The following is a 21,149-nucleotide window of genomic DNA, read 5'->3' as shown; positions in this document are numbered from 1 at the left end:
TTCGCCGCCCCGCTCCTCCCCAGGATTTTAGTAGTACCTCCCGCGAGACTGCCTAGAACTCTCGGGTCGGTGGTGCGCCAGCGCGGCCGTCGTCGTCCTCCCCGCGGGCTCAAGCGCACGGCCGTGGACGCCGATGGAGTGCACGACGATGGCGTTGGGGGACGGATGCGGATCGGCCTGGTGGTGAACCGGCTGGAGGACTACGTGCTGTCCGTGGCCGAGGGCGTCGCGGAGGTGGTCCACGCCCGGGGCGGGTCGCTGCTGCTGCTCGTGCTGCCCCCCGCGGCCGCCGAGCACGGCTGGGCGTGGCTGCACCGACTCGCCGAGGCCGGGACCGTGGACGCCGTGGCGCTGACCGCGCTGGTCGACCCGGCGACGGGCGAGCTCTGCACCGACGAGGTGCTCCGGCAGATGAGGGGCCTGCCCGCCGTCACGCTGGGCGGCACCGGCCGCGGAGCCCCCGACGTCGGGTGCGACAACGCCGCCAGCGCCGCCGAGGTGGCCCACCACCTGGTGGGCAGCGGCCGGCGCCGGTTCCTCCACCTCGCAGGCCCCCGCGGCAACCCGGACAGCGACGAGCGCGAGCACGCCTTCGTCGCCGCGGTGGCCGAGCTCGGGATCCCGCCGCAGTCCCTGGCGGTGCTGCGCGCCGACTTCTCCCGCGAGACCGCCTACCGGCGCACGTCGGCGCTGCTCGACCAGCTGGCCGCGGCGGGCCACGCCCCGCCGGACGCCGTCTTCGCGGCCAACGACGAGATGGCCGTCGGCGCCCTCGACGCGCTGCGGGTGCGCGGCCTGCGCGTGCCGCAGGACGTGGCCGTGGTGGGCTTCGACGACACCGCCGCCGCGGCGAACGCCCACCCGCCGCTGAGCAGCTGCGTGCAGCCGCTGGCCGAGCAGGGCCGGGCGGCGGCGCACGTGCTCCTGGACCTGCTGGCGGGCCGGCCGGTCCCGCAGCGCACCAAGAGCAGGTCCCGGCTGGTGCTGCGGGCGTCCAGCGCCGAGGCGGGACAGGTGCCCGCCGCGCCGCCGGTCCCGGGGCCGGCCGCCCCGAGCGAGCTCGAGCGCCTCCAGGAGGAGCTGCTGCGCACGCGGGGGCTGCTGGCGCTCAACCAGACCCTCCTCAGCGCCGCCAGCGGCTCCGAGCTGGGCGACGGGCTGGCGGCGGTGCTCCCGCGCACCACCGTCGACAGGTTCTTCGTGGCGCTCACCGCGCACGGCTCCGCCGAGCTGCTGCACGCCGGCGGGGGCTCCGGGCGCGACGCCCTCGACACCGCGGCCTACCGCCCGGAGGAGCTGCTGCCTCCCGGGTCCCGCGCGGAGCTGGACCGGGGCACGCTCGTGGTGCACCTGCTCGTGCACGGCGAGGAGGAGAGCGGCGTGCTCCTGTACGGCCAGTCCGCGCTCGACCGCTGGACGGGCCAGGCGCTGCAGCAGGGGCTGTCCAGCGCCCTCGCGGCCATCTCCCGCACGCGCCAGCTCACCGAGCACGCCGCCGGGCTGGAGCGCCAGGTGGCCGCGCGCACGGCCGAGCTGCAGGAGGCCAACCGCCGGCTGAGGGCCGCGCTGCTCGCCGACGGGCTCACGGGCGTGGCCAACCGCGTGGCGTTCGACGAGGCGCTCCAGCGGCTCTGGGCGCAGCACGCGTCGACGCACGAGCCCCTGGCGGTGCTCATGTGCGACGTCGACCGCTTCAAGGCCTACAACGACACCGCCGGGCACCTCGCCGGGGACGCCTGCCTGCGGGCGGTCGCCGCCTGCATCGCCGACGCGGTGCGTGCCGGTGACGTGGTGGCGCGGTACGGCGGCGAGGAGTTCGCCGTGCTGCTGCCCGGCACCGGCTCGAGCAGCGCCCTGCAGGTGGCCGAGCGGGTTCTGGCCCGGGTCCGCGCGGCGGCGCTGCCGCACCCGGCCGGCGGCAGCGTCTCCCTGAGCATCGGTGCCGCCGCGAGCGCGCTGCCGACGGCAGCGGCATCGGCGACGGACCTCGTGGGAGCCGCTGACCGGGCCCTGTACCGGGCGAAGGACGGCGGGCGTGACCGCGCCGCGAGCGCCTCCGACGAGCTGGGTGGTTCCCCGGACGCGGCGCTGGAGGCTCTGCCACCCTCGGCCCGGTGATCCTCCCTCGCCGCACCCGGTCGGCCCTCGCGGGCGGTGCGCTGTGCGCCGCGCTGCTGGCCGCCACCTCCGCCTCGACCGCCGTCGCGAGCACCTCCCAGCGGCCGGAGAACGACTTCCACGAGGTGCTGGCTCCGGTGAGCGGCGCGTTCTTCAACCCCGACGACGGCCGCGTCGTGGTGGACCCCGGCGTCGAGTACGCGATCGTCGCCAGCGGGGCCGACCGCCACGTGGTGGACTCCCTCGCCGCCGCACCGCTGGCGGCGGCCCTCGGCGCGCCCGTGCTGCTGGCCGGTGGCGGTGGAGCCAGCGCGTCGACGCACCCGGGCTACTACCAGTCGAACCGGCTGGCCAGGGACAAGAGGGAGGTGCGCTACCTCCTGGTGGGGGAGGCCGCCTTCGACGACGGGCTCGTGGCTGCGCTGGACGGGGAGCTGAGGGCCCGCACCGGCACCCAGCACACCGTGGTGGCCCTCGTGAAGGGCTACGACCGCTACCGGACCGCCGACGCGCTCGCGGAGCTGTCCGAGCGGGTGCGGCAGGCCAAGGGCCTCTGACCCGGGGTCACCTCACCGCGCGGCCGCCGTCGTCGTCGTCATCTCCTCGGAGGGCGGCGCCGCGGCGGTCGGGCGCCGCGGGGAGGGGACGTCGTCGCGACGACCGGTGGGGAGCCACGCGGTGAGCTCCTCGACGGGCGCGGGCCGCTGCAGCAGGTAGCCCTGCACCGCGCCGACGCCGAGGGAGCGCAGGTGCTCCAGCTCGTCGGTGGTCTCGACGCCCTCCGCCACGGTGCGCAGGCCCAGGCCCTCGGCGAGCCCGACGACGGCCTTCAGCAGCGCGCTGCTCTGGGGCTCCTGGCAGCCGGTGACGAAGCTGCGGTCGATCTTGAGGACGTCGACCGGCAGCGCGCGCAGGGTGGCCAGGGAGGAGTAGCCCGTGCCGAAGTCGTCCAGGGCCACCTGCACCCCGAGGCGGCGGACCTCCAGCAGCACCTGCCGCTGCGCCGCGCCGTCGGCCACTGCGCTCTCGGTGACCTCCAGCACCAGCAGGTGGGGGTCCAGGCCGGAGCGGGCCAGCGCCCACGCGACGACGGCCGGGAAGCCCGCGTGGCCGAGCTGCAGCGGTGAGACGTTGACGTGCACCTCCACCGGCCGCCCGGGGAGCTGCCACAGCGCCGCGTCGCGGCAGGCCCGGTCGAGGACGAAGGCGCCGACCTGGTCGATGGCGCCGCAGCGCTCCGCCAGCGGCACGAACTGCCCCGCCCCGAGCAGCCCTCGCACGGGGTGCTGCCAGCGGACCAGCGCCTCGACGGCCTCGCAGCGGCCCTCGCTGCCCGGCCGGAGGCTGACGACCGGCTGGTAGTGCACGCGGAGCTGGCTGGACACGGCGGCGGTGCGCAGCTCCGCGATGAGCCCGACGTCGTCCAGCTCCTCCAGCAGCTCCTCCCCGAATACCTGCACCCCCTGCCCGGAACGGGCCTTGGCGGCGTACATGGCCACGTCGGCGTGCCGCACCACCGACTCACCGGCGGCGGGGCCCTGGCCGGTGGCGATGCCGATGCTCACCGCGACGGAGGCCCAGCGGTCGCCGGTCCTGACGGGCTGTCGCAGGTCCTGCTGGAGGCGCTGCGCGACGGACAGCGCCGACGCGAGGAGGTCGTCGGGTGCGGACCCGGGCTCTTCTGCGGGGCGGGCGCGCAGCAGGACGGCGAACTCGTCACCGCCGAGCCGGGCGCACAGGTCCTCGGTGCGCGTGGCGACCCGCAGCCTCGCGGCCACCTCCCGCAGCACGTCGTCCCCCGCCTCGTGCCCCATCCCGTCGTTGACCACCTTGAAGTCGTCGAGGTCGCAGAAGAGGACGGCGACGGCCTCACCGCCGCCCACCGCCTCCGACAGGGCGTGGGCGAAGGCCGTGCGGTTGGGCAGGTCGGTCAGGGAGTCGGTCCGGGCCGCGGCGACCAGCTCGGCGCGGGCGTCGGCGTTGCGGGCCGCCAGGGCGACCTGGCGGTTGATGCTCCACACCGCGGCCTGGACGTCGGCGGGCACGCTCTGCGGCGCCCCCACGAGCATCCAGCCGTCGGGCACCTCCGGGAGCCGGTGGGCCGTCCACGCGAGCCGTGCGCCGACGGACCCCTCGAGCTGCGCCAGCAGCCCGTCGGTGACCGGAGCCGACCAGTCCACCCCGTCCCCCTCCACCGCCGCGCTGCCACCGGCCACGACCGCTCCGCCGGGGGCCGCGAGGTGGTCGGGCACGCAGGCGAAGCGGCCGGCGGAGCGCACCACCAGCAGGTCGGGGCCGTGCTGGCCCACCGCCAGGGCGCGCAGCCCCGGCGTCGCGTCGCACAGCGCCTCGGTGGCCCGCCAGGCGAGCGCGTAGGCCTGCTCCCGGTCGACGACCCCCATCAGGCCCAGGCTCAGGGCGGTCAGCGCGTCCTGCTGGCGGCCGGCGCGCTCCCTGGCGAAGAGGTTGCCTCCCAGGTGACGGGCCACGGCGAAGACCAGGAACATCGTCGGCAGCGACCCCAGCAGGGGGGCGGCCGCCACCCGCCCGGTGTGGCCGGGCACCGCCGGCCACACCGGCAGCGCCGCGGCCAGACCGGCCACCACGAGCACGACCCACAGCACGCCGCGCCAGGTGCTGCCGTACACCGCCCGCTGCCAGGCGGCCGAGAAGGTGATCCCCAGGGCGATGGCCGGGGTGGGCGCCGCGGCGGCCATGAGCAGGACGGCGCCGGCCTCGACGAGGTCGCCGAGCAGCGGCGCGCGGCGCAGGACGTAGCGCCGGCACCAGACCAGGCAGCAGACGGCCGACGCCACGGCGACCAGCACCACGGCCGCGGCGCTCTGCTCCAGCACGGCACCGGGGACGGCGATCAGCAGCGACACCAGCGCCGCCAGCCAGAAGAGCCACCGCGTGCGCTCCACGAGCCCTGCGGGCCTGCGCGCCGTGCGGCCGGCTCCTGCCGCGACCTTCCGGCACCAGCCGGTGAACCCCTCGCCCATCGCACGTCCCGTCCAGCGATCCCGCGGCGGCGGGGCTCAGTGGTTCGGCCCCTCCAGCACGCGGTCCTGCAGCGGAGGCATCGGTCGCGGGCGGGGCGCGCTGCAGCGCCCGTCCGGGTGGTGCTGCGGCGGCAGCGGGGTCGCCGGCTGCCGTCGCCGGCTGCTCGCTCCCTGCTCCGCGATGGGCCGTTCGCGTGATCTTCGAGTTGCGCTGATCATGCCTCTGTGCAGGCACTCTGCACGGTGGTTCGGCTGTCGGTGGTGATCCCTAGCGTCTGGGACATGACCTCGACCACCCCCTCGAGCGGCCGTCTCGGCGCCGCGCTCGCGGACGCGCAGGCGGCCCTGCGCGAGGTGGTCGAGGCCTGCGGCTGGGTGGGGACGCTCGCCCCGGCGGACCGGGCCGGGGCGCTGCAGGAGGCCGTGGTGCTCGGGCGCATGGTCGACGCCGCCGTGCTGCAGCTCATGGCGTCCTTCACCCGGTCCGACCTCGACGAGGTGGGCGCGGCGAACCCGGTCGGGCTGCTCACCGGCTCGGCCGGGTACGACCCCGCCGCCGCGAAGCGCCTGGAGGTGGTCTCGCGGGCCACCGGCGCCGGAGACGTCCACCAGCCGCCGATGCCGGAGGTCGCCGCCCTGCACGCCGCCGGGCGCATCTCCACCGACGTCTTCGAGGTGGCCGCCCGCCTGCTGCGCGTGCTGCCGCGGGCCGTGCGCCGGAACTGCGGGGCGGAGCTCGACCGCACCCTCGCGCAGGACCTGCCCGGCCTCACCCACGAGCAGGCGGTGCAGCTCTGCCGCGAGCTGCGCGAGGTGCTGGACCCGAAGCGCGCCGACGGCGACTTCGACCCCGACGCCCTCGAGAGGCGCGGCCTGGAGCACACGGTGCACGAGGACGGCTGGGTGTCGGTGCGCGGCAACCTCGACCCGCTCAACGGAGCCCAGTTCCTCGCCGCGATCGACCACTTCAGCAAGCCCGCTCCCACCGCCGAGGTGGAGATCGCCGACGACGACGTCAGGCCCGGGGCGTGGGGCGCCGAGCCGCAGCTGACGAAGACCGTGCGCGACGAGCGGACCGCGTCCCAGCGGCGCGCCGACGCCCTCGGTCTCATCGCGCTGACCGCGTCCGACCCCGGCAGCACGCGCGGCGGGGAGCCGCCGCGCATCGTGGTGACGGTGACCGGGGACCAGCTGCGCGAGCTGGAGGGCGCCGGGCGCGCGGTGTGCGAGCAGACCGGGCCGCTGCCCACCGCCGTGATGCGCACCGTGGTCTCGCGAGGCGTGCTGCAGGCGGTGGTGCTCTCCGCGGAGGGCGCTGGCGCGACGGTGCTGGCGCTCGGGCGGTCCGTGCGGTGCTTCACCCCGCCTCAGCGCCGCGCGCTGTACGCGCGGGACGGCGGGTGCGTCATCCCCGGCTGCGACGCGAAGCTCGCGTGGCTGGAGGCCCACCACGTGGTGGAGTGGCAGGCCGGAGGGCCGACGGACGTCGAGAACGGGGTGCTGCTCTGCCCGCGCCACCACCTGCAGGTGGGGATGGGCGTGTGGGAGGTGCGCGTGGTGGACGGGGTGCCCCGGGTAAGACCGCCAGCGACCGTCGACCACCTGCGGCGGTGGCTGGTCAACCCCCGGCGGGCCGTCCGCGAGACGGCACGGGAGCGGGGGAGGCAGTTGAAGTTCGAGGACCCGCCGGGGCGGGCGGCCTGGGCGCCGCCGCCGCCCTCTGCGGAGCCACAGCGCTCGGCCGGACCCCAGGCCGACGCTCCCTGTCCCTCCTGACCTGGTGCTGCGCCGCAGGGCCGTCCCCGTGAGGGGGCGGCCCTCGACGGCGCGCCCGGAGGAGGCGATGCTGATCGCGGAGGCGGACGTGGGGGCGGCCGCGCCGGAGGGGGCTGCAGTGGCGGAGGGGCGGGCCAGCGCGGGGCCGCGCGAGACCGACGGCGAGCTGCCCACCCTGCTGGCGCCGGAGCGGCTCGCCGCCGCCGAGGCGACCTACCAGCGGGTGGTGGCGGAGTTCACCCTGGAGTTCCGGCTGGCCAGCGCCTTGGCCTACGTGCGCACCTACGCCTCCCCGCGGGTGGCGCGGCTGCTCCACCACACCGGGCACGTGCAGCACGCCGCCACCGAGCGGGCCGTGGACACCGCGCTGTTCGTCTACGAGCTGGTGCACCACGGCGTCGACTCCCCGCAGGGCCGGGAGGTGGTCCGGCGGCTCAACGCCATGCACCACCGCTGGAGCATCCCCAACGACGACTCCCTGTGGGTGCTCGGCACCTTCGCGGTGCTGGGCCCCCGGACGATCGACACCCTCGGCTGGCGGCGGCTCACCGACGACGAGCGCCAGGCGTGCGCCGACTGGTGGCGCGAGGTCGGCACCCGCATGGGCATCACCGGCATCCCCGAGACGCACGCGGAGCTCGCCGACCTCTTCCGCGCCTACGAGGTCGCCCACCTGCGCCCCACCGCGGAGGGGAGGGCGCTGCTGGAGGCCAGCTGGGACGTCATGACCTCCGACCTGCCAGCCCCCCTGCGTCCCGTCTCGCGGCTGCTGGCCGCCGCGCTGACCGACGAGCCCGCCCGCAGCGCGCTCGGGCTGGCGCACGTGGGAGCACCGACGCGGACCGCCTTCCGGCTGGCGCTCGTGAGCCGGGGGCTGCTCTCCCGCACCCGCGGCACCTCGGTCCCGGGCTGGTTCACCCCCGGAGCACCGCTCGGGCCCTACCCGGACGGCTACACCCTCGACGACCTCGGCGTGGGGGAGCACCACCGCCACCCCGCGACCGCGGTGGTCCGACGTCCCCGCCCGCACTCGCGCACCTGAGTGCGTCTTCGGCGCCCCCTGAACGCGCACTCGGGCACCCCAGTGCGGGGTCGACGCCGGTCGGTGCCGGGGCGCCCCGGCGCGCCTCCGCGGATCGAGGGCGTCGCTCGCCCCAGATCGTGGGGTGCGCGCAGCCCGGCTCCGGAGCGCGCGCGTGCTGTCGGCCGGTGCGGTCGCGCTGCTGGCGGCGCTCACGGCGGCAGCGCCCGCGGCCGCGGCGCCCGCGTCGGCGAGCACCAGCACCCCGGCGCCCACCGCGGCGGTGACGAGCACGCCCACGGCGGAGCCGTCGGGCGCGCCGGCGTCCTCCCCGTCTTCTACCACGGCGACCCCCTCGGGCTCGGGGACGGCGAGCGCGGGGCCCTCGGCGTCGTCGTCCTCGTCACCGTCGGCCACGGCGTTCACGCCGAAGACGGCCGCCGGCGTGACGGGCGTGCTGTACGCCGTGCTCCCGCACCCCGACGACGAGTTCCAGGTCTGGTCGCAGGTGGAGCGCACCCCCGACCTCTTCAAGGTGTTCGTGCTCCTCACGCACGGCGAGGAGTCGTCGAACTGCGACCCCGAGCTGCCCGGCTACGACCGCGGCGCCGAGCCCGCCCCCGAGCCGCTGCCGCAGGGCCGCTGGACCGCCTCGTGCGAGCAGGCCCGGCTGGACTCCTGGCGCGGGTTCTTCTCCGACATGGCCGCGACCGACGCCTCCGTGCCCGCCTCCTTCACCGACCGCGGTGAGGTCTCCCGCCTCGTCGCCGGCCGCAGCACCCCGGTGTGCCGCGTCGACGCGGCGCCGGGCACCTGCGCCAGCCGGAACCGCAGCGCCCGCGTGTGGACCGACGACGGCGGCCGCGGGGCGCTGGTGGTGTTCGACCTCGGCGACCGCGACCTCACCCGCGACGAGGCGGTGTGGGCGGTGGAGTCCGTCCGCGACAACCGCAGCCGGCTGGGGATCGACCCCTCGCTGCCGAGCCGCGGCGTGGTCGGCTCCTACTACGACGAGGTCTCCGCATCCGGGTTCCGCTACCCCCACCCCGACCACCGCGCGGTGGCCGAGGCGCTCGCCTCCACCGACCTGCGGCTGGGCCCGCAGCTGGGGGCCACGGCCGCGGACGACCCGCGGGTGCGGGTGACCGCGGCGGTCAGCGACCAGGCCACGGGGACGGCGTTCGGCTGGGGCTCGTGCTCCGGCGCGCACGCCCGCTGGTACGGCTGGCTGTGGCACAGCGACCTCGACCCGAACACCGGCGCTCCGGAGCAGTGCTTCCAGGTGGACCGCGGCGGGCAGCGCCGCCTGTTCAGCCGCATGCAGTACTTCTGGGAGGACTTCGCGCCCTCCGCGTCCAGCACGTCCTCGGCCGAGGTCGCCCGCTGACGCGGGCGCCGAAGCCCTGCGGGGGGACGTGATGGGCGATACCGTCCGGCCAGTGACCACGGACTCCCGCGAGGGGCCGGACTCCGGGGGCGCGGGGACGCCCGCGCGGCGCCACCGCCGCCGCGCGCCACGGCCGTAGCCGCCGAGTCCCGCCCGCACCGCCTGGTGCGGGCGCCCGTCTCCCCGACCGCCCGCCGCCAGCTGCTCGCCCGCCTCGACGAGCGCGTCAGCGGCCGCGCGCCCGTCATCCCCGTCGGGCGGCGCGCCCAGCGCGCCCGGCTGGCCGAGCAGCAGGTGCGCGAGGTGCTCGAGGTGGCGGTCCGCTTCGGCGAGGCGATGCTCTCCCTGGGCGCCACGGCCTCGGCCTCCACGGAGGTGGTCCGCCGGACCTGCGCGGCCTTCGGCGTCCAGTGCCAGGTGGACGTCACCTTCACCGTGGTGCTCGTGGCGCACGACAGCAGCGACGCCGGGGCCGTGAGCGTGCTGCGGGTGGTCCAGAGCCGCGCCCCCGACTACCACCGCCTCTCGCGGCTGGCCGCCCTCGCCCACGACGTGCAGGCGGGCCCGGCCGCTCCCGAGCTGGCCGACGCTCTGGACGACCCGGCCGCCCGGGAGGCGGTGCAGCAGCGCCTGGAGCGCGTGCACGCCAGCCTCGACGCGGTGCTCGAGGCGCCGCACCGCTACCGGCCCGCGCTGGTCACCGCCTCGCTGGCCGCGATGGCCGCCGGGGTGGCGGTGCTGCTGGGCGGGGGACCGCCGGTGGTGCTGCTCTCGGCCACCACCACCGCCGTCATCGACCTGCTGCTGCGCCGCCTGGGCCGGTGGGGGCTGCCGTCGTTCTTCCTGCAGGCCGCGGGCGCGGCGGCGGCCACCACCGTGGCGGTGGTGCTGCTGGCGGTGCCCGGCCTGCCGGTGTCGCTGGCCGCGCTGCCGCCGTCGCTGGTGGTGGCCTCGGGGATCATCGCGCTGCTCGCCGGGCTGTCGCTGGTGGGCGCCGCAGACGACGCCATCAACGGCTTCCTCGTGACCGCCAGCGGTCGCCTGCTGGAGGTGCTGCTGCTGACGCTCGGGCTGGTGGTGGGCATCGGCGGCGTGCTCGACGTGGCGAACCGGCTCGGGGTGGAGCTGGTGCTCGCCTCGAGCGCGACCGCCGCGTGGCCGCTGCCGGTGCAGGTGCTCGGGGCGGCGGTGGCGTCGGGGGCGTGGGCGGCGTCGTCCTTCGCGGGACCGCGGGCGGCGCTGCAGGCGGCGGCGTGGGGCGCGCTGGGGTACGCGGTGTCCTCGCTGCTCCTCGGGGCGGGCGCCGGGGCCGCGGTGAGCGCGGCGCTGGCCGCGCTGGTGGTCGGCGCCGGCGCGGAGTCGCTGGCCCCGCGCACCCGGGTCCCCGCAGCGGTGACCGCGACCTGCGCCATCGTCCCGCTGCTGCCGGGGCTGACGATCTACCAGGGCCTGTTCGCGATGGTCAGCGGGGCGCCGGCGGGCACGGGCGGGGGTCTGCTGCTGCGGGCGGCGATGATCGGCGTGGGGCTGGCCGCGGGCACCACGCTGGGGACCACGCTCGCGCGCCGCACCCGGGAGGCGCGGGCGGCGCGGGCCGGGCGGGCCCGCCGCGCGGGCCGAGAGCAGCCGGCGGACGCCGCGGCTCCCGGCGCCGGCTGACGCAGACCGCGCGGACCGCGCGGCCGCGGCTCAGCCGTCGGACGGGCCGAGCCAGCTGGAGAGCGCTCCGAACAGCTCCAGCGCGCCGACGAGGAGCGCCAGCACGGCCGAGACCGGACCGGTCGTGGCCTCGGGGTCCAGCGACACGGGCTCGGTGCGCGACGTGCGCGACGCGCGCGTCCTGCCCGTCTCCTCGACCCGACGTCGGCGCCGACCGCCGCCGCGTCCTGGCTGCGCCTGCCCGGGGTGGCCGGCGGGCTCCGTCGTCGTCGTCATCGTGGTCTCCCCGGGGCGTCGGTGCCGGCGGAGCCGAGCGGCTGCGCCGGCACCGACCCTGGGGGAGGGCGCTTGCACCCGGCTTGCAGCCCGGGTGCCGCCGGGCCTCAGTGGGCGCCGGCGCCGGGCTCCACGTCGACCGGGCCCAGCTGCCACGGGCGCACGACCGCCAGCAGCACCGCGGTCGCGGCGAGCGCGGCGCCGAGGATGACCACGGCCATGGCGGTCGCGTCGTTGCCGAGGACCCCCACCAGCGGGCTGACCAGCGCGCCGACGCCGAACTGCACCGCGCCGAGCAGCGCCGCCGCCGAGCCGGCGGCCTCGCCGTGGCGGGAGAGGGCCAGCGCGGGCGCGTTGGGCAGCGCCAGGCCGCCGGCGAAGAGCACCGCCCACAGCGGCAGCGCCACGCCCCACAGACCGCCGAGGCCCGAGGTGGCCAGCAGGACGAGGACGACGGCGGCGCCGACCGCCGCGAGGCTGCCCCCCAGGAGGATCTGCGCGGGCTCGAAGCGCCGCAGGAACACCGGGTTGAGCTGGGTGGCGCCGATGAGCCAGACGGCACCGGCGCCGAACAGGAACGCGAACTGCTGCTGGTCGAGGCCGAACTCCTCCTGGTAGACGAAGGAGGCGCCGGAGACGTAGCTGAACAGGCTCGCCATGGTCAGGCCGGCCACCGCGACCAGGCCGAGGTAGACGCGGTCGTGCAGGAGCGAGCCGAAGGTGCGGACCGTGGCGCGCACCCGCAGCGGCTGGCGGCGCTCGCGCGGCAGGGTCTCGCGCAGCGCGAGCGACCCGAGGACGAGCAGCGCGACGCCGTAGACGGCCAGCACGGCGAACACCCCGCGCCAGGTGGTGGCCCCGAGCACGAGCCCGCCGATGGTGGGGGCGAGGACGGGCGCCGCCCCGATCACGAGGAACAGCCGGGACAGCATGGTGGCGGCGGCGCGGCCGGAGAGGCTGTCGCGGACCACGGCCAGCGCGATGACGGCGCCCGCTGACGTGCCGACGCCCTGCAGCACGCGCAGCACGCCGAGGGTGGTGATGTCAGGCGCGAAGAGGATCAGCACGGAGCTGACCACGTGCAGCGCCGTGCCGGCCAGCAGCGGGCCCTTGCGTCCGAGGGCGTCGGACAGGGGGCCGAGCACCAGCTGGCCCAGCGCCAGGCCGACCAGGGTGCCGGTCAGCGTGAGCTGCACCGCGGCCTCGGTGGTCTGCAGCTCGGCGGTGATGGTCGGCAGCGCCGGCAGGTACATGTCGATGGTGAGCGGGCCGATCGCCACGAACGCGCCGAGGACGAGCACCGTGCCGAGCAGGCTCCGCTGGGTGGGCGGGCCGCCCGTCGGCGTGCTCGTGGGGGCGGGTGTGGGCGCGGAGCGTTCCTCGCGCAGCGTCATCGTGGTCCTCCAGACCGGGGGAGTGCGGTGGCGCGCGAGCCGGGGCCCGCTGCTGCCACCCAGCCAGAGCCCGGCCACCGGCGGGCTTGTTCCCGGACCCGCGAGACGTCACACACTGTTCACACAGGCACCCACCGGGCACGCGTCGCCACGTCCATGACCCACGAGCGGCGGCGCGGGGGCGCGCCTAGCGTCGCGGAGCGTGAGCCCCTCCTCGTCAGGGCCGAGCGACCGCCCGCAGGACCAGCACGTCCGGGGCCGCGCCGGCTGGCTGCCCGACCAGGAGGCCCTCGAGCGATGGCTGCGCGAGCACCGCGCGAGGGCCGGCGGTCAGCCGCTGCACCCCGCCGTGCAGCACCTCGCCGACCTGGCTGCCGGCGACGCCGTGGTGCGGATGCTGCTGGAGCGCATGGTGGCCGAGGAGCCGCGCGGCAAGCAGTACGTCGAGCGGCACGTCCACAGCCTCCAGGAGCTGTACCAGCTGCTCAGCGCGGTCCTCACCACCGCGCCCACGTACAGCCAGGACTCCATGGTCATGACCCCGGTCGCCGCGCTGCTCGACTGGCCGATGGCCACGCCGTCCGGTGAGGCGGCCTTCCGCGACCCGCGCGTCAACGACGCTTTCGGCAGGATCCTGCGCGCCTGGTGCGAGCACCTCGACTCCCCGGCCTCCCGCGACGTGCTGGTGGACGCCGACGGCGGCTGGCTCTCCCCGGCCGCGAAGGAGGCGGTGGGCCTGGACCAGTACGTGCACGACCCCGGCGCCGAGCACGCCGGCTTCACCTCCTGGAACGACTTCTTCACCCGCCGCTTCCGGGAGGGGCAGCGCCCGGTGGCGGACCCCGGTGACGACGCCGTCGTCGTCAGCCCCTGCGAGTCCGTGCCCTACGGGGTCACCACGAACGCGCAGCTGACGGACAGCTTCTGGGTGAAGACGCAGCCGTACTCCCTGCGGGACCTGCTGGCCGGTGACCCGCTGGCCGAGCGGTTCGCCGGCGGGACGGTCTTCCAGGCGTTCCTGTCGGCCACCGACTACCACCGCTGGCACGCCCCGGTCGGCGGGCGCGTGGTCCGGGCCGCGAACGTGCCCGGCACCTACTACTCCGTCGACGACGCCGAGGGCTCCTCCGCCTACGAGCCGGCGGCCTCGCAGGCGTACCTCGCGCACGTCGCCGCCCGCGCCGTCGTCGTCCTCGAGGCCGACGACCCGCGCCTGGGCCTGGTCGGCTTCGTGGCCGTGGGGATGGTGGACGTCTCCTCCTGCGTCATCGCCGACCACGTCACCGAGGGGGCGCACCTGGCCAAGGGCGACGAGCTGGGCCACTTCGCCTTCGGCGGCTCCACCTACTGCCTGCTGCTGCAGCCGGGCGTGGAGCTGGACCTCGCGCTGCACGCCCTGCCGCAGCCGCACCTGCCCGACGCGCCGCTGGTGCGGGTGCGCTCGCGGCTGGCCCGCGTGGTCGGCTGAGCAGGTCGCCGCTCAGCGCCGGTGGGGAGCCGCCGCGAGGACGCAGGCGGCCACGACCACGCCGAGGGCCGCGGGGACGCTGCGGTAGGTGAAGAAGGCGTGCACCTGGGAGTGGTTGCTCAGCACCTCGTACCAGGCGGGGACCACGAGCGCCGGTGCGGCGAGCACCGCGGCGAGCAGCAGCCTGCTGGCTCCGCCGCGCTGCACCGCCAGGGCGAGAGCGACCACGACGACGACGGCGGCCACCACGAGCAGCGGCCACGCCGTCGGGGCGGTGCCGAGCCAGCGCTCGACGTTGGCGGCGGTCGGCGCGCCGAACGACGGGTCGACGGCCCGGGCGGCGCCGTCGAGGCGCTCGGCGGACTTGTCGCGGACGGCCGCGAACACGCCGGGGCCCTGGACGGCGGCGGCGACGAGCCACCGGCTCACCCACGTGACGCCGTAGGCGACCGGCCAGGCCGCGCCGGCGGCGAGCACCGAGGCCAGCACCGGGGCCAGCACCGAGGCCAGCACCGGGGACAGCGCGGGTCGGGCGCCGGCGGGGCCGCCGTCGTCGTCCTCCTCGGAGGGCCCGCGGCGGGTGGCGGTGCCCCGGGCGACGGCGCCGGCCGCTGCGGCGCACAGGCCCCACGACATCGCCGGGGTGGTGAGCAGGTCGGTGTAGGCGAGCAGCGCGCCCGCTCCACCGGCTCCGACGGCGGCGCCGCGCCAGCCGCGCAGGCGCGCCGAGCCGGCGGCCACCGCGGTCAGCGCCACCCCGGCGGCGATCGCGGCCAGCGCGAGGGCGTGGGTGAACGCGAGCGCCGGCATGGCGAGGGCGTTGGTGGAGACCGCCACCGGCAGCACCAGGGCGCACGCCGCGGCGGTGCCCGCCCGGCGGCGCAGCGCGGCGAACGCCGCGACGCCCGCGGCGGCGAGCAGCGCGCCGGAGACCATGCGCACACCGGGGACGCCGAGCGTGGCGAGGACCGGGCGGCTGACGAGGGCGTACCCGTTCCAGTAGCGGTAGTAGGTGGCGGGGGGCAGCACCTGCTCGCCGGCGGCCAGCGCCCTGACCTGCGCGGCGCCGGCGTCGCAGGACTCCAGGCGCGGGCCGCCGGTGGCGCGGAACCACAGGCTGCGGGGGTCGTCGGGGGAGCTGACGCCGTAGCCGAGCTCGACGCACTCGGTGAAGCGGTCGGCGCGTCCGCCCATGCCGTCGGAGACGTAGGCGGGGCCGTAGTCCCCGTCGGCCACGGCCTGCGCGAGCCTGTCGACGATCGGGCCGTTGGGCACGGCCTGCGCACCGATGAGCCCCGCGAGCAGCACCAGCTGCAGCAGCACCAGCGCCACGACCCACTCGGCGGCGAAGCGGCCCGTGGCGCGCAGCGCGCCCGGGCCGGGCGGGAGGGAGCGCCGGGCCGGGCGGCCGGCGCGCTCGTCGGCGCGCAGCGAGCGCCGCGTGCTGGGCGGAGGGCGGGACGGCGCCGGGACGGGCGCGGTCATCAGGTGCCCGCGGGCACGCGGGGACGAGGCGCGGCCAGGGCGCCGAGGGGCTCGCCGACCAGCGGGGCGCCGGGGCCACCGGGACGGCTCGGGCCGCCGGGCACGGGCAGCTGCAGGTAGGCCAGCCGGAGCGACTCCTGCCGGCCGCGGCGCACGCCGTCCAGCACCAGGCCGGTGGCGACCGCCAGCCCGCCCAGCAGCGCCGCGGCCAGCGGGGAGCCGAGCAGCGCGGCGCCGGCCACGAGCACCGCGGCCAGCGGCGCGTGCAGCACCAGCGGCCGCTCGGAGTGCGCCAGCCGCGCGACCCACCCGAGGATCCGCAGCCCGTCTCGGACCGTCCGCAGCTTGCTCTCGCTGCCGGCGGGCCGGTCGCGGAAGCCCACCGGCACCTCCACCTGCGGCACCCGCAGGGCGGTCGCGTGCACGGTGAGCTCGGTCTCCACCTCGAAGCCGCGGCTGCGCGCCGGGAACGTCTTGACGAACCGCCGCGACATCACGCGGTAGCCGCTGAGCATGTCCGTGGTGTCCGCTCCGAACACCAGGCCCACCACGCGGTTCAGCGCGCGGTTGCCCGCCGCGTGGCCCGGGCGGTACGCCGTGCCCGTGCGGGCCCGGCGGGCGCCGACCACGTGGTCGTACGGGCCCGACAGCAGCACCTCGACGAGGTCGGCGACGGCGGTCGCGTCGTAGGTGTCGTCGCCGTCGACGAGCACGTAGACGTCCGCGTCGACGTCGGCGAAGGCCCGCCGCACCACGTTGCCCTTGCCGGGCACCGGCTCGCGGCGCACCACCGCGCCGTGCGCGGCGGCGACGGCCGCGGTCCCGTCGGTGCTGGCGTTGTCGTAGACGTAGACCGTGGCGTCCGGGAGCGCGGCGCGCAGGTCGTCCACGACGTCGCCGACGGCGGCCGCCTCGTTGAAGCAGGGGACGAGGACGGCGACCCGTCCGGCGCTGGAGGCCCACGGCACACCGCAACGTAGCGCCGGGGGCGGTGCGCCCACCGGCGTTCGCGGGAACTGCCCGTGGGGCACGCGCCCAGCGGTCGGGGGTCGCTGCGGCGTGGCGCCGCGGATCCGGGGCCGGCGTGTGCCACGGTCGTCGGGACACCGGTGTGAGGAGTCGGCGGCTGCGAGGCGCTGCCGACCGCCGAGGTCGTGTCTGGGGGAACCCGCTGTGCGCACCACCGGCTCGAGGGCCGCGGCGACCATCGCCGCGCTGGCCGCCGCCACCGTGCTGGCCACCGCCGGCGCCGCCAGCGCGGACACCGCTCCCAGCCCGGCGCCGGGCGCGCTCGAGGTGCAGCGCCTGGCCGGCGACGACCGGATCGGCACCGCCATCGCCGTCAGCCAGGCCGTGTTCACCGACGCGGACGGCGCCTACGCCGCCTTCGTGGCCTCGGCCGCCAGCTGGCCGGACGCCCTCGCGGCCAGCGCGCTGGCCGCCCAGTACGGCGCTCCGCTGCTGCTGGTGCCCGCCGACGGGCAGCTGCCCGCCGCGGTGCGCACCGAGCTGCACCGCCTCAAGGTGGAGCAGGTCTACGTGCTCGGCGGCGACCGGTCCGTCAGCGACCGCATCAGCGCCCAGCTCAGCGACCTCGCCGAGGTGAAGCGCTTCGACGGCAACGACAGGTACGACACCGCCGGGTACGCCGCCAGCGTGCTGGCCGACCCCGGCAAGCCGCTGTACGTGGCGTCCGGGACCGGCTTCGCCGACGCCCTCGGCGGGGGCGCCGCGGCCGGCGCGGTCGGCGGGGCGCTGGTGCTCACCGACCCGGCGCGGCTGCCCTCCTCCCTCGCCGCGGACGTCAAGACCCTCGCGCCCAGCAGCGTGGTGGTGCTCGGTGGCCCCGGCACCGTCTCCGACGCGGTGGTGGGACAGCTGAAGGCGCTGCTGCCCGGCACGTCGGTGACGCGCACCTACGGCGCCGACCGGTACGAGACCGCCGCGAGGGCCAGCGCGCAGGTGCACGTGGACGGCAGCCCGTCCACGCGGGCCGCCGACGGCACCGAGACCGTCTCCGCGGTGATGCTCGCCAGCGGCACGAGCTTCCCGGACGGGCTGGCCGGCGCGGCCGTGTCCGGGCCGAGCGGTGTCCCGCTGCTGCTGACGTCCAAGGACTGCGTGCCGGCGGCGACCCTGTCGGAGATCAGCCGGCTGCGCGCGCAGCGCGTCGTCGTCCTCGGCGGCCCCACGGTGGTCAGCCCGGCGGCAGCGGCCCTCACCCCCTGCTGACACCGCGGGGGTGGGCCGGTCGCGGGGTGCGGGGCGGCCGGACGGGTGCAGCTGGCCGCTGAGGGCTGCAGGTCCCGGACCGGGGCGCCGAACCCGGCGGGGTGAAGAGGATCGCCCTGGGCCGCCGCGGCACGCTGACCGCGAGCGTCGCCTCCGTCGCGCTCGTGGTGGGTGCTGCCGCCGGCACCGGGCTGGCGATCGCCGCCAACGGCCGCCAGGTGGACGTCGTCACCGACTTCGGCCCCGGTGACGGCCTCTCCCGCTACGTGGTGCAGCTCGAGCCCTCCACCGCCCCCACCGCCGTGGCCGCCGACGCGGTCGCGCTGCCGCCGCTGGAGCTGGCCTCGGCCTCCACGCCGCTGGCCGACGCCGCACCCGCCCCCACCGCACCCGCCGACGTGCGGGCGCAGCTCGGCGAGGGCGGCGCCGTGGTGCGCCTGGGCGGCACCGACTACTACGCCACCGAGGGCGGAGCGCGGGCCTTCGGCCCCGGCGCGTCCGACCGCGTGCTCACCCTCGACGAGCTGCGTCAGTGGGCCGCCCAGCTGGGCGAGCCGCTCGACCTGCACTTCGCCGCCCCGGCGGCCACCGCTGCGACGTCGACGGCGACGGCGACGGCGAGGTCCGAGCCGACGGCGAGCGCGACGCCGGCGGAGCAGGCCGTGGTCGGCACCGCCGACGGCGTGGTCACCGACGCGCAGCTCGCGGCGCTGGAGGCGGTGCCTGGCGTCGTCACGGCTCAGCGCCTGGTGGACGGCCTGGTGCTCGTGGCCGGCGACCTCACGCTGGCGCAGGCGCGCCAGCTGCCCGGCGCGACGTCCGCGGAGCCGTCCCCGGAGGTCGCTTTCCAGAGCCCGGCCATCTCCGACCCCGACCAGGACACCTACGGCTGGCACCTCGAGAACACCGGCCGCAACGCCTACGGCGGCGGCGCCCGCGCAGGCGTGGACGTGGCCGCGCCCACCGGCTGGGCCGCCTCGGACGGCCAGGGGGTCGTGGTGGCCGACCTCGACTCCGGCTTCGACACGGACCACCCCGACCTCGTCGGGTCGCAGTGGTCGAACACCGCCTGCTCCACCGACACCGACGGCGACGGGATCACCGGCGACTGCGGCGGCTGGAACTTCTACACGAACACCGCTGACGTCAACAACGGCGCGAACGGCGACCACGGCGTCATGACCGCCGGCGTCATCGGCGCGCGCCTGGGCAACGGCACCGGCATCGCCGGTGTGGCCCCGCGGGCGACGATCATGCCGCTGGTCGTCGGGGGCGGGTCCAGCGTGCAGATCCCCCTGGCCGTGAAGGCCATCCGCTACGCCGTCGACCACGGCGCCGATGTCATCAACGCCTCCTGGGGCGGCGCGGTGAGCGGCTACTGGCTGACCCAGCTGACCGCCGCCGTCGACTACGCGCGGGCCAACGGGGTGCTCGTGGTGGCCGCGGCCGGCAACGACAGCGCCGATCGGGACTCGAACCCGGTGTACCCGGCGTCGCTGAGCTCCGACGACGTCATCACCGTGGGAAGCTCCACCGCCGCGGACGCCGTCAGCTCCTTCAGCGCGTTCGGTGCCACCAGCGTGGACCTGTTCGCGCCCGGCTCGTGGATCTACACCACCTACCCCGACGGCGGGTACCGCGTGGCCAACGGCACCTCCTTCTCGGCGCCGGCGACGGCGGCGGCGGTGGCCCTGTACCTGGGGGCGCACCCGACGTGGACGGCGGCGCAGGTGAAGGCCGGCCTGCTGGCCGACGCCGAGCGCGTGCCGGCCTTCTCCGGGCGGTCCGTGACCGGGGGGCGCCTCGACCTGACCAACCTCGGCGCCACCGCCGGCGGCGCCCGGTACACGTTCTCGTCGATGTCCGGGAGCGCCGGCACCGTGACGCCGAGCGTCGCGGTCGACTCGGTCACCGGCGCCGGCGCCTACCAGCTGCGCCTGACGCTCGCGATGCGGCACGAGGGCGACGCCTGGGCGGTCGCCGACGTCCCGGTGGCCACGGGCGGGCAGACCCTCACCACCGACGACGACGGGCAGGTGAGCGTCGACCTGCCGACCGTCACGGGCTCGAACGCCTTCGCCACGCAGACGGTCTCACCGGCCCTCACGCTGGGGCCGGGCACGTACGCCCTGGTGGCGCAGCTGGTGAAGGACGGCACGCCCGTCGGGCGGCCGTTCGCGGCGCCGCTGGCGGTGGGGGCGGCGGGCAGCTCGCCGTCGGCCTCGCCCAGCCCGACCGGTGGGACGCCCACCACGAGCCCGCCCGGCAGCAGCTCCTCGAGCAGCGCGTCCAGCACGCCCGGCAGCTCGACGAGCACCCCGGGCGGCTCCTCGACCGGCGGTACGTCGACTCCGTCGGCGACGGCCTCGCCGACCGGGTCGCGCTCGGCGACGGCGCTGCCGACCGGCGGGGGACAGCCCGGCATCTCCTCGCCGTCGCCCTCGGCCAGCTCCACCGGCGGCTCGGGCGGGTCGGGCGGCTCGATGCCGTCATCGACGGGCACGCCCAGCAGCTCGCCCAGCAGCTCGCCCAGCAGCAGCGCGTCGAGCTCGCCCAGCAGCAGCGCGTCGAGCTCGCCCAGCAGCTCGGCCAGCAGCACGCCCAGCAGCACGGCCAGCAGCACGGCCAGCGGCACGCCGAGCGCAGCGCAGACGGGCTCGAGCAGCGCTCCGTCGTCGTCGTCCTCCAGCACCGCGTCGGCGACGCAGACGCCGGGCGGCAGCACCCAGTACCCGTCCGTCGGGGACTTCAAGGTGACTGGGATGAGCCCGACGCGCGTGCCGTCGTCGGGCGGCACCTCGGTGACGGTGACCGGTGAGGGCTTCAGCTTCGCCACGCGGGTGCGGGTGGGCACGGCCACGGCCGACGTCCTCGCGGCCACCGGCACGCAGCTGGTGTTCCGGACGCCGGCGCGCTCTGCCGGCGCCTACGACGTGGTGCTGTCGACGACGGCGAAGACGTCGACGCTGACCGGCGGGCTGACCTACTACGACACCGCGCCGGGCAGCACGCCCTCGTCGAGCTCCGGCAGCACCGGCTCGGGCGGCTCGGGCGGCTCGCCGCCCTCGGCGTCCGCCAGCTCGTCGTCCTCGGCGTCGTCCGCGCCGACCACATCGCCCACCGCGAGCCCCGCCCCAACGGCCCGCACCGGCCCGAACGGGGAGCGCCTGCGCCGCACGGCCCTGGCGTCGAGCCTGGGCGCCGTGTGGAGCACCTCCTGCGCCACCACCTGCGGCGGCACCCGGGTCTGACCCGGGCGAGCCCCGCGGGTGCGGCTGACCGGGGTCACGGCTGGACGTGACCCCGGTCAGCCGTCTCTCAGCGGCCCGAG

Annotated in this window: 14 protein-coding genes; 9 read left to right on the top strand and 5 right to left on the bottom strand. The window is 77.1% G+C overall.

Going from position 1 to position 21,149, the window contains the following annotated elements; all coding sequences use genetic code 11:
- Nucleotides 1-165 precede the first annotated feature (165 nt).
- Together FHN55_RS06175 and FHN55_RS06170 are read left to right on the top strand one after the other, a co-directional pair.
- Nucleotides 166-2,118, top strand: a complete 1,953-nt coding sequence (locus FHN55_RS06175; protein ID WP_139711372.1) for a diguanylate cyclase domain-containing protein — start codon at nucleotides 166-168, stop codon at nucleotides 2,116-2,118.
- Nucleotides 2,115-2,675, top strand: coding sequence for a cell wall-binding repeat-containing protein (locus FHN55_RS06170; protein WP_139711371.1), 561 nt, complete (start codon nucleotides 2,115-2,117; stop codon nucleotides 2,673-2,675). The genes FHN55_RS06175 and FHN55_RS06170 overlap by 4 nt, the downstream gene beginning before the upstream one ends.
- A gap of 12 nt (nucleotides 2,676-2,687) precedes the next feature.
- On the opposite strand, the gene FHN55_RS06165 is transcribed toward FHN55_RS06170, so the two are convergent.
- Nucleotides 2,688-5,120 carry a bifunctional diguanylate cyclase/phosphodiesterase gene (locus tag FHN55_RS06165; protein WP_139711370.1) on the bottom strand — a complete coding sequence of 811 codons (2,433 nt, stop codon included), beginning with the start codon at nucleotides 5,118-5,120 and terminating at the stop codon, nucleotides 2,688-2,690.
- Between the two features lie 282 nt (nucleotides 5,121-5,402).
- Between FHN55_RS06165 and FHN55_RS06160 the strand changes: the two genes are divergently transcribed.
- The 4 genes from FHN55_RS06160 to FHN55_RS06145 all read left to right on the top strand — a co-directional run bounded on the left by FHN55_RS06160 (nucleotide 5,403) and on the right by FHN55_RS06145 (nucleotide 10,963).
- Complete coding sequence (locus tag FHN55_RS06160) at nucleotides 5,403-6,896, top strand: HNH endonuclease signature motif containing protein (RefSeq protein WP_139711369.1); 1,494 nt, start codon at nucleotides 5,403-5,405, stop codon at nucleotides 6,894-6,896.
- A gap of 28 nt (nucleotides 6,897-6,924) precedes the next feature.
- Complete coding sequence (locus FHN55_RS06155) at nucleotides 6,925-7,938, top strand: oxygenase MpaB family protein (protein WP_218974395.1); 1,014 nt, start codon at nucleotides 6,925-6,927, stop codon at nucleotides 7,936-7,938.
- Nucleotides 7,939-8,092: 154 nt separating this feature from the next.
- Nucleotides 8,093-9,304: a hypothetical protein gene (locus FHN55_RS06150; protein ID WP_139711367.1), complete on the top strand. Its 1,212-nt coding sequence runs from the start codon at nucleotides 8,093-8,095 to the stop codon at nucleotides 9,302-9,304.
- 165 nt (nucleotides 9,305-9,469) lie between these two features.
- A complete protein-coding gene (locus FHN55_RS06145) occupies nucleotides 9,470-10,963 on the top strand; it encodes a threonine/serine exporter ThrE family protein (RefSeq protein WP_139711366.1) in 1,494 nt (497 codons plus the stop codon).
- Between the two features lie 30 nt (nucleotides 10,964-10,993).
- Here the strand turns inward: FHN55_RS06145 and FHN55_RS06140 are convergent, their stop codons facing one another.
- Together FHN55_RS06140 and FHN55_RS06135 are read right to left on the bottom strand one after the other, a co-directional pair.
- The gene (locus FHN55_RS06140; protein ID WP_139711365.1) at nucleotides 10,994-11,239 is read right to left on the bottom strand and encodes a hypothetical protein; all 246 of its coding nucleotides are present in this window, start codon (nucleotides 11,237-11,239) and stop codon (nucleotides 10,994-10,996) included.
- A gap of 107 nt (nucleotides 11,240-11,346) precedes the next feature.
- The gene (locus FHN55_RS06135; RefSeq protein ID WP_139711364.1) at nucleotides 11,347-12,633 is read right to left on the bottom strand and encodes a multidrug effflux MFS transporter; all 1,287 of its coding nucleotides are present in this window, start codon (nucleotides 12,631-12,633) and stop codon (nucleotides 11,347-11,349) included.
- A 202-nt stretch (nucleotides 12,634-12,835) separates the two neighbouring features.
- Between FHN55_RS06135 and FHN55_RS06130 the strand changes: the two genes are divergently transcribed.
- Nucleotides 12,836-14,101, top strand: coding sequence for a phosphatidylserine decarboxylase family protein (locus tag FHN55_RS06130; protein ID WP_139711363.1), 1,266 nt, complete (start codon nucleotides 12,836-12,838; stop codon nucleotides 14,099-14,101).
- Nucleotides 14,102-14,113: 12 nt separating this feature from the next.
- Here the strand turns inward: FHN55_RS06130 and FHN55_RS06125 are convergent, their stop codons facing one another.
- Together FHN55_RS06125 and FHN55_RS06120 are read right to left on the bottom strand one after the other, a co-directional pair.
- Nucleotides 14,114-15,586 carry a hypothetical protein gene (locus FHN55_RS06125; RefSeq protein ID WP_139711362.1) on the bottom strand — a complete coding sequence of 491 codons (1,473 nt, stop codon included), beginning with the start codon at nucleotides 15,584-15,586 and terminating at the stop codon, nucleotides 14,114-14,116.
- Complete coding sequence (locus tag FHN55_RS06120; RefSeq protein WP_218974394.1) at nucleotides 15,586-16,554, bottom strand: glycosyltransferase; 969 nt, start codon at nucleotides 16,552-16,554, stop codon at nucleotides 15,586-15,588. Before FHN55_RS06120 ends, FHN55_RS06125 begins: the two co-directional genes overlap by 1 nt.
- 205 nt (nucleotides 16,555-16,759) lie before the next feature.
- Between FHN55_RS06120 and FHN55_RS06115 the strand changes: the two genes are divergently transcribed.
- Both FHN55_RS06115 and FHN55_RS06110 read left to right on the top strand, forming a co-directional pair.
- The gene (locus tag FHN55_RS06115; RefSeq protein WP_180357677.1) at nucleotides 16,760-17,818 is read left to right on the top strand and encodes a cell wall-binding repeat-containing protein; all 1,059 of its coding nucleotides are present in this window, start codon (nucleotides 16,760-16,762) and stop codon (nucleotides 17,816-17,818) included.
- 101 nt (nucleotides 17,819-17,919) lie between these two features.
- Nucleotides 17,920-21,069, top strand: a complete 3,150-nt coding sequence (locus FHN55_RS06110; protein ID WP_139711359.1) for a S8 family serine peptidase — start codon at nucleotides 17,920-17,922, stop codon at nucleotides 21,067-21,069.
- Nucleotides 21,070-21,149 lie beyond the last annotated feature (80 nt).

Source organism: Streptomyces sp. NP160 (assembly GCF_006335115.1).
Lineage (GTDB): Bacteria > Actinomycetota > Actinomycetes > Actinomycetales > Quadrisphaeraceae > Quadrisphaera.
This window is presented reverse-complemented; position numbering and strand designations above follow the sequence as displayed.